Source organism: Enterococcus sp. AZ128, from assembly GCF_051714485.1.
GTDB lineage: Bacteria > Bacillota > Bacilli > Lactobacillales > Enterococcaceae > Enterococcus_A.
In genome coordinates, this window is record NZ_JBIORZ010000002.1 from 1,207,946 (window position 1) to 1,222,132 (window position 14,187).

Annotated in this window: 13 protein-coding genes; 9 read left to right on the plus strand and 4 right to left on the minus strand. The window is 39.1% G+C overall.

Annotation, left to right across the window (positions count from 1 at the left end):
- Positions 1–29: 29 nt before the first annotated feature.
- Complete coding sequence (locus IGI38_RS17560) at positions 30–1,661, minus strand: malolactic enzyme (protein ID WP_438732947.1); 1,632 nt, start codon at positions 1,659–1,661, stop codon at positions 30–32.
- A gap of 615 nt (positions 1,662–2,276) precedes the next feature.
- Here IGI38_RS17560 and IGI38_RS17565 point away from each other — a divergent pair.
- Positions 2,277–2,624: a hypothetical protein gene (locus IGI38_RS17565; RefSeq protein ID WP_438732949.1), complete on the plus strand. Its 348-nt coding sequence runs from the start codon at positions 2,277–2,279 to the stop codon at positions 2,622–2,624.
- 153 nt (positions 2,625–2,777) lie between these two features.
- Here IGI38_RS17565 and IGI38_RS17570 read toward each other — a convergent pair whose 3' ends face one another.
- Both IGI38_RS17570 and celB read right to left on the minus strand, forming a co-directional pair.
- A complete protein-coding gene (locus tag IGI38_RS17570; RefSeq protein ID WP_438733400.1) occupies positions 2,778–3,497 on the minus strand; it encodes a GntR family transcriptional regulator in 720 nt (239 codons plus the stop codon).
- Between the two features lie 100 nt (positions 3,498–3,597).
- Positions 3,598–4,869: a PTS cellobiose transporter subunit IIC gene (gene celB / locus IGI38_RS17575; protein ID WP_438732951.1), complete on the minus strand. Its 1,272-nt coding sequence runs from the start codon at positions 4,867–4,869 to the stop codon at positions 3,598–3,600.
- Between the two features lie 248 nt (positions 4,870–5,117).
- On the opposite strand from celB, the gene IGI38_RS17580 reads away from it, so the two are divergent.
- The 4 genes from IGI38_RS17580 (at position 5,118) to dapF (ending at position 10,196) form a co-directional block, all read left to right on the plus strand.
- Positions 5,118–6,533, plus strand: a complete 1,416-nt coding sequence (locus tag IGI38_RS17580; RefSeq protein ID WP_438732952.1) for a glycoside hydrolase family 1 protein — start codon at positions 5,118–5,120, stop codon at positions 6,531–6,533.
- Positions 6,534–6,857: 324 nt separating this feature from the next.
- Positions 6,858–8,030, plus strand: a complete 1,173-nt coding sequence (locus IGI38_RS17585) for a M20 metallopeptidase family protein (protein WP_438732954.1) — start codon at positions 6,858–6,860, stop codon at positions 8,028–8,030.
- A 15-nt stretch (positions 8,031–8,045) separates the two neighbouring features.
- The gene (gene lysA / locus IGI38_RS17590) at positions 8,046–9,344 is read left to right on the plus strand and encodes a diaminopimelate decarboxylase (protein ID WP_438732955.1); all 1,299 of its coding nucleotides are present in this window, start codon (positions 8,046–8,048) and stop codon (positions 9,342–9,344) included.
- Between the two features lie 24 nt (positions 9,345–9,368).
- Complete coding sequence (gene dapF / locus IGI38_RS17595) at positions 9,369–10,196, plus strand: diaminopimelate epimerase (protein WP_438732956.1); 828 nt, start codon at positions 9,369–9,371, stop codon at positions 10,194–10,196.
- A gap of 129 nt (positions 10,197–10,325) precedes the next feature.
- Here the strand turns inward: dapF and IGI38_RS17600 are convergent, their stop codons facing one another.
- Positions 10,326–11,075 (minus strand): DeoR/GlpR family DNA-binding transcription regulator, encoded by a 750-nt coding sequence (locus tag IGI38_RS17600; protein ID WP_438732957.1) that lies wholly within the window; start codon positions 11,073–11,075, stop codon positions 10,326–10,328.
- Positions 11,076–11,323: 248 nt separating this feature from the next.
- Here IGI38_RS17600 and IGI38_RS17605 point away from each other — a divergent pair, with 248 nt between their 5' ends.
- From IGI38_RS17605 to IGI38_RS17620, 4 genes are read left to right on the plus strand one after another with little or no spacing between them, the layout of a single operon-like run.
- Positions 11,324–12,019 (plus strand): ribulose-phosphate 3-epimerase, encoded by a 696-nt coding sequence (locus IGI38_RS17605; protein WP_438732959.1) that lies wholly within the window; start codon positions 11,324–11,326, stop codon positions 12,017–12,019.
- A gap of 12 nt (positions 12,020–12,031) precedes the next feature.
- On the plus strand, positions 12,032–12,589 hold the full coding sequence (hxlB, locus tag IGI38_RS17610; protein ID WP_438733401.1) for a 6-phospho-3-hexuloisomerase: 558 nt from the start codon (positions 12,032–12,034) through the stop codon (positions 12,587–12,589).
- A 9-nt stretch (positions 12,590–12,598) separates the two neighbouring features.
- Positions 12,599–13,738: a mannitol-1-phosphate 5-dehydrogenase gene (locus IGI38_RS17615; RefSeq protein WP_438732960.1), complete on the plus strand. Its 1,140-nt coding sequence runs from the start codon at positions 12,599–12,601 to the stop codon at positions 13,736–13,738.
- 9 nt (positions 13,739–13,747) lie between these two features.
- Complete coding sequence (locus IGI38_RS17620) at positions 13,748–14,179, plus strand: PTS sugar transporter subunit IIA (protein ID WP_438732962.1); 432 nt, start codon at positions 13,748–13,750, stop codon at positions 14,177–14,179.
- Positions 14,180–14,187 lie beyond the last annotated feature (8 nt).

Sequence of the window (14,187 nt, forward strand, 5' to 3'; positions counted from 1 at the left end):
TAAACCAATCATTGGGGAAGAGGGCGTGATTAGTCTTTGTATTCAGGAACCCATTTTGCTGCTTCAACAGCAGTTTTAACATCAGTAATTTTTTCACGATTCAGTTTTTGATCGATCACAGATTTTACAACTGTTTCGGCAATAATTTGAGAGAATTCAGTGATTTTTGCTACTGGAGGCAAGATGGATGCACCTGGTTTTGTCACATCAACGATACCGCCTAGAGCTCGGCTTGCTTGAGAAATGATTTCATCATTTACACGAGTAGAAGTTGAAGCGATCAGACCTAAACCTAGTCCAGGGTACATTAAGGCATTGTTCGCTTGACCAATTTGATAAGTAACACCTTTGTATTCAACGTCGTCAGCTGGGATTCCAGTTCCAATCAACGCTTTACCATCCGTCCATTCGATCAAATCTTTTGCCGTTGCTTCAGCTAATTTTGTCGGATTTGATAAAGGCATAATGATTGGACGTGGTGTGTGTGCAGCCATATCTTTGATGATTGCTTCACTGAACGCACCTGGTTGAGTAGACGTTCCGATCATAATTGTTGGGTGGATTTCTTTTACAACTACTTCTAAGTTTGTCAATTCAACGCTGTTAGTAAATTCTTCGCGTTTTCTGGCAAATGGGATTTGTCCAGGAGTTAAGCCTTCTGTGTCTTCAAATAGTAGACCTTGTTTATCGACTTGGTAGAAGTGTTTGCGAGCTTCTTCTTCGGGTGTTCCTTGACGGACCATCTCTTTAAGTAAGATATTCGCAATACCGACACCAGCAGTACCAGCACCGAACGTTAAAATTGTTTGGTCTTTCAACGCTTCGTCAGAAATATTTAAACCGCCTAAAACACCAGCTAGCACAACGATCCCAGTTCCTTGGATATCATCGTTAAACGTAGTGATTTTGCCTTGATATTTTTCTAAGATGTTGGCGGCATTGCCGCGTCCGAAATCTTCCCAGTGTAATAATAATTCAGGGAAAAGGTCTGTTGCTGCTTCAACGAACTGATCGATAAAGTCATAGTAAGTATCGCCTTCCACACGAGCATGGCGATTCCCTAAATAAAGCGGATTGTTCAATAATGTTTCGTTGTTTGTACCAGCATCGATTGATACAGGCAGTACTTGTGCAGGATTGATGCCAGCAGCAGCAGTGTAGACCATCAATTTACCAATCGCGATATCCAAACCGTTGACACCCCAGTCGCCCATACCTAGAATTCCTTCTGCGTCAGTTACGACGATCAAACGAATATCGCGACCGTCTGCAGCGTTTTTCAAGCTGTCTTTGATGCTTTCTGGATCGTCGATAGATAGGAAAGCAGCGTCTTGCGGTTCTACAAAGATTTCATTGTATTGTTCAATGGAATCTGCAACGACTGGATCATAAACGATCGGCATAAATTCAACGAGATGTTGCCCCATTAATTTGAAGAATAATGTCCGGTTTGTGTTAAATACGTTCATCAAGAAAATCCGTTTTTCTAAGTCTGATGGTTTGCTTAGGTATTGACCGTATGCTTGAACGGATTGTTGTTCCAATGTTTGAACAGTGCTAGGAAGCATACCAGTGATTGCATATTTTGCACGTTCTTCTTTTGTAAAGGCAGTGCCTTTATTTAAAAATGGGTTATTCAGTAAATTTAAACCTGTAAGCATAAATAAATCCTCCTAAATTTTGATTGCATCGGAAGTATAAAAGGAGGAAGGGATTATAGTCAAAACGTTGGGTAACGATAAATTTTACTTATATGAAGAAGCCAAGAGATGATACTTTTCAGCCTTATCATTTGAAGACAACAGCCCCCACTGAAATACGATTATAAAGCAAAATATTGATAAACTTTCTAAATCGAAAGCAATTGGAGCGTCTGGCTTTATTTTATTAAGTATTATTCGAAATGCCTTTATTTTTTCTGCAGCTATTGAGAGGGGCAACTAAAATGGTCGGATTCACAAGGTCTATTCATCAATCTTTTGGAGGTTTGAATATTTAAAAATGACTAAATTGACGTCTGAGAATCTTGTTTAACCAATTAATGTTTCTATGATTCATTAAAGAAATCGATGGTTCATTCTTATGAGGGTCACTTAACGATCATAAAGTGTTAGTAGGGATTTGCTTCATTTTTTTAAGTTTTAAGGCGGGAAAAATTTAGAATCCTTAGTATTTGTATTATGAAGTGCTTTGGATTAGAAGAATGCATATACAGTGATTTATTTTTTTTAAACTCTGTTACAATTTAAGTAAATTTGAATTCACGGAGGTATATTATGTTTAACGAAATATGTATATACGAAGCAAAATTAACAAAGCTAGATGAAATTGAAGAGTTAATGAAAGAAGTTGCTGATTTTTATTTAAATCAAGATGGCGTTATTGAGGTTCATTACATAAAACGCACTCATAGGCAAAAGGATTTTAATGCCGTTAAGGAAGGGGAAGCACCTGTTCGCCTTACAAGAAACGTGGGCAAGGTAACTTACGTATTATACTGGGTATTAGAAAACGAAGAGATCCATGCAAGAGTATCAAAACTTGGTATAGAGAAATTCTATAAACGATGGAACCGTTGTTTAACCACAATGCCTAAAATAATATTAGGCGAAAATATTGTCTAAACAGCAAATACCAAGTTAATGACTAATAAGCTATCAGATAATTTAATTATCTGATAGCTTATATTTTTATTCATTGTATGAATAATAGAATGCAGTTTATCTATATTCTAAGAAGCCTATTTCAAAAGGAATAGGCTTCTTTTCTGTTCAAAATTAATTACCTTTCATATCAAGGAAAGAATAATCCCGTACATCAAAACGATTGCGGCTACGAGAATACTCAATAGGGGTACCATTTTGCTGATAAGCGATTTGCCGAATCTCCAAAACAGGATCATCCTCTTTGCACGCTAGATATTTCTGATCATATGCGGAGCTTTTGTCTGCTCGGATGGTGCGATAGGCACCAGTGATTTTAATCCCAAGTTCATTTTTAATATATTGGTAGATTGAAGATTCAATGATTTCTTTTTTCAGATTAGGTACCGCTTGGATTGGCATGTACGTATGTTCTAGAACAAATGGCTGATCATCTAAAATTCGCAGGCGAATAATTTTATAGATCGGTTCTTCTTCAGAAATGTGTAATTTTTCTTGAATAGAGGCATCAGGAAACTCAACATTGAACTCAATTACTTTGCTTTCCAGTTTTCGATTCGCTTTTTCCATCTCTGTGCTTAGGCCTTCGTAGTAGGACAAGAAAGAAGTATCTTTTGTTAGAAAAGGATGGTGTAAGACGGTCGTTCCTACTCCTTTTTTAGATGATAATAACCCTTCTAATGTTAAAATTTCTAAAGCTTTTTGAACAGTCATGCGGCTGACAGAAAATTCTTTCACTAATTCGATTTGTTTTGGCAATAAAGAGCCGGCTGGATAGGTTTCACTTTTTATCCGATTTCGTAATGTATTTGCGATTTCTTCGTATTTTGGCAACATCCTCACCTCATTATGATTATACCTGAGTTAAAATGTCTATACAATGCAGAAAAAAGTTAAGACAAACTTTTTTATTTTGCCTTAACTTTTCGATAATTTATTCGATATCGTAATTTGGTTGACGATCTAGGATACGCAAGAATGGATACCAGATCAGACCAACGATAATGAAATCAAGGACTTGCAAAGCTCCGCCTAACCATGAATTCGTTGCCAAAATACCACTTGCGACGATTGGGACAGTCCATGGAACAGATACACCGGTTGGTGCAGGAACAATTCCGGCTGCCATGACTAAGTAATTAAATGTCGTAACAACTAGCGGTGCTAGCACCCAAGGAATCAGAATAGTCGCGTTCAAAACGATTGGCAATCCAAAAATGGCAGGTTCATTCACATTAAAAATTCCTGGAGCAAGGGCCAAGCGTCCAACATCTCGGTATTGTTTTTTCTTCAGAACAAAGGCCATCAAGATAACGACTGCTAAAGTCATACCAGAACCGCCTAAACCAACGGTAAATGTTTCCATGAATGGTTTTGAAATGATATGAGGCAATGGATTACCTGCTTTATAAGCTTCTAAATTATCCAACATCAAGGTATTCCAAATCGGATCCATGACCGAATTGACGATGATTTGACCGTGTAAGCCAAAGAACCATAAAAATTGTACTAAGAAAAGGGCTAATAAAGTAGCTGGCAAACTACTGCCAAGTCCAGTCAAAGGTTTCTGAATGACATCATAGACAACGTCATGTAGATTTGCATGGAAGAGGCCAGTCATAATTGCATTTACGATCAAAAATACAGTTAAAGTTAGAACCGCGGGAATAAGCGCCGCGAAAGATTTTGTTACTGCGGGCGGGACACCATCAGGCATCTTGATTTGCCAGCCCCGTTTAGTGATGCGACAATAAATCTCTGCCGCGAGGAATGCTGCGATCATGCCGATGAACATTCCTTTTGCTCCAAGTCGATCCAATGATAAGACACCGCTGATTTCCTCGCCGTTCTCTAATGACATTGCAAAAGGCGTCAAGATTAAAAAGCTCGCGAAGGAAACGGCACCGCCGAAAATTCCTTCAACTTCATATGATTCCGATAAATAATAGCCGATTCCGAATGTAACAAATACGGACATGATGCTCATCGTTGCATTTTGTCCATTGCCAAAAAGTTCACTTAACGTACCTTTAGTAGCGTCATTGAAGAAAGGCAGATTATTCACAACAACAACAATTGATCCAAACATAGTTAACGGGAATGACAGCATAAAGGCATCTCTAAGTACAGTCAGATAACGATTTTGCCCTAACTTATTTGCTAAGGGCATGATTTTTTCTGCTAGTTTATCCATAAAACCATTCATTTTCTTCACCTCTAGATTTTTTTGTAATCGATTACAGCTTTAATTTAGCATGTTTCATTTAATATGTCTAGTCATATATATAATATGATTGATTTTTATTGAAAGTTTGTTATGATGAGTGGGAGAGGTGGGATATCCATCCTGTTTTTCGCGATTGTCAATTCTACCAGTAAACGGATTCAATTGTTTTAAATAAGTGATTGACACGATGGTATAAGTTTTTTCTATAGAAAAAGAATTACTTTAAAATGAATGAGGAGGAGAACAGTTTGAAGTACACATTTCCGAAAGATTTTTGGTGGGGGTCGTCTGCGAGCGGACCGCAAACTGAAGGGCGCATAAAAGGTGATGGCAAGGGTGAAAATATTTGGGATCATTGGTATGAATTAGAATCGGATAATTTTTTTGATCAAGTAGGGCCTGATAAAACCTCACAAGTATATGAAAAATATCAAGAGGACATCCAATTGATGAAGCAAATTGGCCATAATTCTTTTCGTACATCGATCCAGTGGAGTCGTTTGATTCCAGAGGGGACTGGTGCAGTAAATCAAACAGCTGTTGATTTTTATAATCATTATATTGATGAATTGATTGCTAACGGTATTGAACCATTTTTAAACTTATATCATTTTGATATGCCTCTGACTTTGCAAGAAAAAGGCGGATGGACCAATCGAGAGACCGTAGATGCTTACGTTTCCTACGCAAAAATTTGTTTTGAACTGTTTGGTGATCGTGTAAAAAAATGGTTCACCCACAATGAACCAATCGTGCCGGTGGAAGGCGGTTATCTTTATCAATTCCATTATCCAAATCACGTTATCATGGAAGAGGCAGTGATGGTCGGCTATCATGAAAATCTGGCTAGTGCGAAGGCTATTGCAGTGTATCGCGAGTTGGGACTCGATGGTGAAATCGGAATCATTTTGAATTTAACCCCTAGTTACCCAAGAGATGAAAATAATCCAGCAGATGTTAAGGCTGCTAAAATGGCGGATGCCTTTTTCAATCGTTCATTTCTCGATCCGGCAGTGAAGGGGGAATTTCCAACAGACTTAGTAGCAGTAGTAAAAGAATTGGGGATCGTTCCTGAAATTCAAGAAGGTGATTTGAGTATTATCAAAAATAATACCGTCGATTTATTGGGGATTAACTATTATCAACCGCGTCGTATCAAAGCAAAAGAAACGCCAATCGATCCTACCCATGGGCCAATGCCGGATGATTATTTTGATAATTATGATCTGCCGGGCAAGAAAATAAATCCTTATCGTGGATGGGAAATCTATGAAAAAGGGATTTACGATATTCTAACGAATACACGAGAAAACTATGGCAATATTCGTTGCTTTATTTCAGAGAATGGAATGGGTGTTGAGGGCGAAGAACGCTACATCAATGAAAACGGACAAATCGATGATGACTATCGAATTGAATTTGTCTCGGATCATTTGAAGTATGTTCATCAAGCGATTCAAGAGGGAACGAATTGTTTGGGGTATCATATGTGGACTTGTATGGATAACTGGTCATGGACGAATGCCTATAAAAATCGCTATGGTTTTATCTCGGTAGATATTAAGAACGAAGGTCAACGAACGATCAAAAAATCTGGGCATTGGTATAGGGCAGTTGCGGATAATAATGGCTTTGAGGATTAAGAGAAAACTGACAAAAACACAATTACTGTGTTTTTGTCAGTTTTTTGCTTATGAAAAGACAATTTAGGTATAGAGTAAATGTAAGAAATAATGAAGTTAGTTGGATTGATAATGGCGGTTAGATCCTGTATGTCAGATGGTTAGAGAATAATAAACCACCTGACCGCATTCGTATTTATAGCAAATGAATGGAATCGGAAAAATTTTCTTCTTATATACTGAAAATTTGCGAAACAAATTAATGACCAAAAGGGCAATCTATACTATAATATGAGAAACTATCAATGAATTTCTAATCTAAAAAGCATTATTCTAAGAATATTTATGGAAATGAGTGAGACGATGATTGATACGGAAGTCAAAGAATTAGAAGAATTAGTTACTGCGATGCGCCGTGAATTACACCAGATACCTGAATTAGGTCTGGTAGAAAAGCAAACGGCTGCTTATATTCGAAAGAAATTGGCATCCTTTGGTATCACAGAAACCTATGAAGTCATTGAAACAGGTACGATCGCGGTCTTACGAGGAGTTAAAACTGGAAAAACACTGGCATTTCGATCAGATATCGATGCATTGCCGGTGGAAGAACAGACAGGCTATGATTTTGCTTCAAAAACACCAGGCAAGATGCATGCTTGCGGGCATGATGGACATATGGCGACTTTGCTGGGATTTATTGCGTATTTGCATAAGCATCCTGAGAAAATTCAAGGAACCCTTGTTTTTGTTTTCCAACCGGCTGAAGAGGGACCGGGAGGCGCTGAATTAATTATGAAATCAGGAATTTTACAAAAATTAGGTGTAGAAGAAATCGTCGGATTACATGTTTTTCCGGATCTACCGGCTGGAAAAATTTCTTGTCGTCCAGGTCCGATGATGGCACGGAATGCAGAAGTAACGATTACAATTAAAGGTGTCAGCACGCATGGTGCACAGCCTCAACTTGGAGAAGATGCGATAGTTGCAGCTGCTGGAGTGATTTCTGGATTAAATAGTATTTTAGCAAGAAATATAGGTCCGTTAGATAATGTTGTTTTGACTTTTGGAACGATTCATGGCGGAGAAGCGATGAATATCGTGGCTAGAGAGGTCGTTTTACATGGGACGATGCGAGCGTTTGATGATGCAGTTTATCATGAGGTTGTTCGTCGAACGGAACTATTAGCAGGTGAGATCGCGAAAGGATATGGTTGTGAAGCGATAGTCGATTTCAATCATATGTACCGAGTGGTGGATAATGATCCGAAAATGGTGGAGACGCTGGAAAAAGTGGCGGCGGATTACTATGTAGAGACACCGCCCTATTTAATTGCTGAAGATTTTTCGATGTATCAGCAGGAAATTCCCGGCATGTTTTTCTTCTTGGGGATTCGGGATGAAGAAAAGGGCTACACGTATCCGCTGCATAGTGGCAAGATGAAGTTTGATGAAGTGAATCTGTTACTAGGGATTCAGACATATGTGAATTTGATCGTAGGATTGAATAATCATTAATTGAGGGGGCTTATAATGGAATTTGAAACAAATAATGGACATTTGATGTGGGATGGCTGTGACACAGTTGAATTGGCGGAAAAATTTGGCACACCGCTTTATGTTTTTTCGCAAACTTTAATAGAAGAGAAATGCAAAGAACTGCAGCGGGATTTTGTTGAAAAGTACGAAAATGTACGAGTAGCGTTTGCTAGTAAAGCCTTTTCAACTCTAGCGATGTTAAAAATTATTCAGCAGCAAGGTTTTTCTTTGGATGTTGTTTCGGATGGAGAGCTTTATACCGCGATTAAGGGTGATTTTCCTGCTGAGCATATTGAGATGAATGGAAATAATAAATCAATAGAAGAATTAGAGATGGCGATTGATTATGGCGTTGGTCGGATCATTGTCGACAGTTTGCAGGAAGTGGATTTGATCGCGGCAATCGCGAAAGAAAAACAAAAAGTGGTGGATGTTTTGTTCCGAATCACACCGGAAGTCAATGTTCAGACTCATTCGTTTATTTCAACGGGACAAAAGGATTCAAAATTCGGTATTCCGATTGATGAAGCAATATTGTTTCCGCAGATTCAAAATGCGATCGAAACACCAGAAGTGAACTTCTTAGGCTTCCATTTCCATGTCGGCAGCCAATTATTCGATAACCATGCGCATTTAGCAGCGGTGGCTATTGCGTTGGATTTGGTGAAAATGGTGAAAGAGCGTTTTAACTATACGATCAAGGAATTGAATTTCGGCGGCGGATTTGGTGTTCGCTATACTGATGAGGATCAACCGAAGTCCTTCAGGTATTTTACAGACCCGATGATGGAAAAGGTTCTAGAATTTTGTGATAAAGAACAATTCCCGCAACCAGCTGTTGTTATTGAACCCGGCCGTAGTATCGTTGCTGAAGCAGGGATCAGCTTGCATAAAATTGGTGCGATCAAAGAGCTTCCGGGCTTGCGGAAATATGTAAGTATCGATGGCGGTATGACAGATAATATTCGTCCGGGACTTTACGAAGCGGAATACACAGGTGTTTTAGCGAATAAAGCTGAAGAGAAAGTAGTTGAAAAAGTGACTGTTTCGGGAAAAGCCTGTGAAAGTACCGATATTTTAGTTAAGGATATTGAGTTGCCAGCAGTTGAGGTGGGTGATATTTTCGCGACATTCTCAACGGGGGCTTACGGGTATTCAATGGCCAGCAATTATAATAAGCTGGCGATTCCAGCAGTCGTTTTGACAAAAGCAGGGCAGTCCGAGATTATTGTAAAACGGCAAACATTGGATCAGATTATTCAAAATGAAGAGCTTCCAAGCTTTTTGAAATAGAAACACGTGAAATGAGGCGAGAGCATGAAGGTACCCTTTTATAAAATGCAAGGCGCTGGAAATGATTTTATTTTGATCGATAATCAGAAACTAAACTTTTCTAGTGAGCAATTGACAAAGTTTTCTGCACGTGTTTGTACACGACGCGTTTCAGTTGGAGCAGATACCTTGATTGCGATCGAAACGGCCCGCGGTGCTGGTGATTTTTTCGCCCGATTTTTCAATGCGGATGGTTCTGAAGCGGAAATGTGTGGAAATGGTGCTCGTTGTGTGGCTCGTTGGGCATATGAGACCGGAATCACGAAAGAAAAAATGATTATCGAAACGATTGCGGGCGATGTTCCTGCAGAACGTTTAGATGCTCGGACCTATCGCGTACAATTGAACACACCAACGGTTTTTGAAGCAGAAAAAATGATTCAAGTTGATGGGAAAGGAATAACAGTGGATTACGTTGAATTAGGTGATCCAGGGATACCCCATTTGGTTGTTCATATTCCTGATTTAGCGATGACAGAATTAGAAACGATGATTGATTTTGCTAAAAAACTGCGTAATCATCCTGTTTTTGAAAAAGGTGCAAACGTGAATTTTTACGATATTTTACCTGATCAGACTGTTGTGGAGCGAACCTATGAGCGAGGTGTTGAAGACTTTACTTTAGCTTGCGGAACAGGAACGGGATCAACAGCCTATGCGCTGACTAAGAAAGGTTTAGTTAAGAACGATCCAGTAGTGATTGAAGTTTTAGGTGGACAGCTTCAAGTAAATGTTGTCAATGATAACCTGTACTTGATTGGCGATACGAATATTGTAATTGAGGGAACGATTCTAGATGAGGATTTGATTTAAAACTTAATTAATCGAAAGTTTTTTTGAGAAGTACTTTATAAAACGAAAGTCGAACAAGCATATTACTATCTATTTCGATGGTATACGTTTGTTCGGCTTTTTCTATTTTTTGAGGTTTGAACTGGTTTACTAGTCAATCAATACAATTTTTTGTTTGTTGTATTCTTTACGAATCTTATCAGGGATTTCTTCTGAGATTAGATAGGTCAAGTCATCAACTGGTCCAACGATATGGTTGCTGATGGTGCCAAACTTATCGTTGGTAATCATTCCGAGAACTTCGGTGGATATGCGGACCATCTCTCGTTTGATTTCGGATTCTTGCGTGGTCGGCACACTTGTACCAGCATCTAAATCGAGATTATAGATACCCATGACATAAAGATCTGCTCGAATGTTTTGCAACTGCTTGTAGGCCTGTACACCGATGTTGATCATAGATTGTTTGTAGAATACGCCGCCGATGTTAATGATCTCGATATTAGTATGTTGAGCTAACTCCATCGCGATTGGCGGACTGTTGGTAATGATCGTTGCTCGGAAATCTTGCGGAATTTCTTTCGCTAATGCTAAGTTCGTTGTGCTGCCATCAATAATAATGACAGAGTCTTCTTTCAGAAAGGGAAGAGCTTTATGTGCCAGCTCTTTTTTGCGATCACTAGCCACGGTTTCACGATAATTGAAATCAGTGATAGGTGGTCCGACACGTAAGGCACCGCTGTGAACTCTTTTTAATAGTCCTTGACCATCCAATTCTTTTAAGTCTCGCCGAATTGTATCTTCTGATACATTAAAGCGTTGGCTCAAATCACTGGCAATTACTTTTTGTTCGATATTCAATAGATCGACAATTTTTTGATGACGTTCTTCTTTTAACACACTGCGCACTCCTTCTTGTTTCTTCCCGTTTATCATGCCACGTATGCGCTTTTATGTCAATTTAGTTCAGTGTACAACTGATATACACGCATAAACGTGCATATAAAAATAAAATATTTGCGTGTTTGTGTTGACTTGTGATTGTTAAGCGATTACAATGAGTTTGTAAGTAAAGGGTGTACGACATTCGAATAACGCCGATTTTTCCGGATGAACTCGGTGGACTGATTGAAAGTAGGAGGAACTTTATGAAGAAGAACATCAATTTATCGCCTTCGATCATGTGTGGGGATTTAGTAAATTTAGAAAAAAGCATCAATGAGTTGGAAGCGGTCGGGATGGCTACTCTACACATTGATGTGATTGATGGGGTATTTAGTCCAAGCATGCCTTTAGGAATCGAGACGATTAAACGAATGCGGGAAATTACCTCGATGGATTTTGATGTACACATTATGTCGAAGGATAATGAGTTTTTTATCAATGAAATGTTGAACATTGGCGTTGAAGGAATCACATTTCATCATGAGACAAGTTTACATGTTGATCGCTATATTCAATTGATTAAGAACACAGGAACAAAAGTTGGTGTAGCTCTAAACCCTGCAACGCCGTTGACCGTTTTAGATTATGTTTTACCGGAAATAGACCGAGTATGTCTAATGCTGATCAATCCGGGTTTTGCAACGAATAAAGCAGAAAAACAAATTCCTTATGCTCTTAAAAAAATTAGAGATCTGCGAAAGTTGATGGAGGATGAAGGTGTGGCGATCGATATCCAAGTTGATGGACGTGTATCGCTGGCGTCGATTCCAGACTTAGTGGCTGCTGGTGCAACAAACTTAGTATTAGGAAGTACGAGCCTATTCATCTCCGAGAACACATTAGCAGAGAATCACGAATTGGTGACTGAAGCAATAAACAAAGCGACTTTAGTGAGATAGGGAGGGAAACTACTGGTGTTTAAGAGTGTAGAACAAAAAATCGTAGATGAAATTGCGGCAACTTTAGATAATATAGCGGTAAAAGATGTAGAGCAGTTAGTTACATCGATTGAAAAAGCTGAGCGGGTATTCTTCGTCGGTGTTGGTCGTGTACTGTTATCTCTCGAAGGAATTGCTAAACGTTTAGCACATTTAGGTGTTCAAACAGTTGTAGTTGGTCAAATAACTGAACCTGCAATCACTGAAAAAGATCTGTTGATCGTTGGATCAGGCAGCGGAGAAAGTTCTTTTCCATTGGCCATTGCGAAAAAAGCGAAAAATTTTGATGTAAAAGTGGCCCATATTGGGTCGAACGCGGATAGTTCAATGAAGGAATACACGGATTTGTTCGTCCGAATACCAGTTCAAACAAAATTGGCATTACCGGGAGAGATTCCTTCTGTTCAACCGATGACCAGTCTTTTTGAACAATGTCTACTATTGTTAGGAGACAGTATTGCTTTGATGATGGTAGAGGAAAAAAAGATCGATATGCATAGCTTGTGGCAATATCATGCTAATTTGGAGTAGGTGAAGAGAATGAACGCAGTGCATTTTGGTGCTGGAAATATCGGTCGAGGATTTATTGGTCAAGTGTTACATCAAAATGGCTTTGATCTTTGTTTCGTTGATACGAAAGATGAACTGATCAAACAACTGAATCAGGATGGCGGGTATGCTGTTGAGATTATTGATGACAGCGAGACAACTGAATTTGTAGATCGGGTAAAAGCTTTAAATAGTATAACTGAATCAGAAAAAGTGGTTTCTGCAATTGAAGATGCAGATATTTTAACTACTTCGGTTGGCGCAAACAATTTGTCAACGATTGCACCAACGATTGCAAATGGGTTAAGGAAACGCTTTAAACAAAAACGCAGCATCACTATTTTGGCCAATGAAAATGTGATTAATGCTAGTGATATCTTGAAAAAAGAAGTTTATGATTTGCTTACTCAAGAAGAACAAATGGATTTTGATCAATTTGCTTACTTTGTTAATACAGCGATTGATCGACAATCGCTCGGAAAAATAGTAGAGGGTAAAGCGGTTGCGGCTGTTGAACCTTATCATGAGTGGGTGATCAATCGCCAGCAAATCGATCCTGCAGCGCCTTTTGAACTGAAAAAGGTTGTTTTGATCGATGAAATGCAACCATATATTGAACGCAAGCTGTATATCGTCAACGCAGCTCATGCGGCAGTCGCATATCTCGGTTCCTTACGCGGGTATCACACGATTCAAGATGCAATTCAAGATCAGGAAATTTTGGATTTAGTAACTCTTTTTCTAGCGGAAAATATGGCTTATTTTGTTCGAGAATACCAGTTTGACCGAGAAGAGCTGGCGAATTTCATTAAAAAGACATTGAAGCGGCAAAGCAATCAAAAACTTTCGGACGAAATTGCTCGTGTTGGCGGATCGCCAATTAGAAAGCTGGGGCCGAATGATCGTCTAGTCGCTCCAGTGGTAAAATTAAGTGTGCTTGATTTGCCCCACAAAGCAGGAGTCACGGTTATAGCGGCGGGGTATCTTTATCGAAACACTAATGACCCGGAGGCCGAAGAGTTAGCTGCGATGATAAAAGAAGCAGGTTTAGAAAAAACGATTAAAACTATTTCTGCTTTAGATGGAGTGTTGCTTGCAGAAGTGGTTGCTGCTTATGAATCACTAGTATAGGAGGTAAAAATGCTAAAAGAGCAATTAACAGGGAATACGAATTTTGTCGAATCGGTGAAATCGTGGCAAGAAGCGATTCGACTGGGGGCGCAGCCGCTTTTGGAACAGGGGACTATCGAAGAAGCCTATGTCGCTGCAATGATCCAAAATGTATTGGAAAATGGCAATTACATTATTTTATTGCCGCAAGTGGCGATGCCTCATGCACGTCCAGAATACGGCAGTAATGGGATTGGAATGACCTTTTTACATTTGGCAGAACCCGTCATGTTTCCAGGAGAGGCACCTGTAAAAGTTTTATTTACACTATCATCAGATTCGCCAGATGGACATCTGGAGTTAATCGCGAATCTTGGTGAATTGCTAAGTGATGAGGAATTATATCAGAAATTATTTGACGTTGAAAATGAGCAAGCGTTGTTAGAGTTGATCAAGGAATAGAGGAGAGA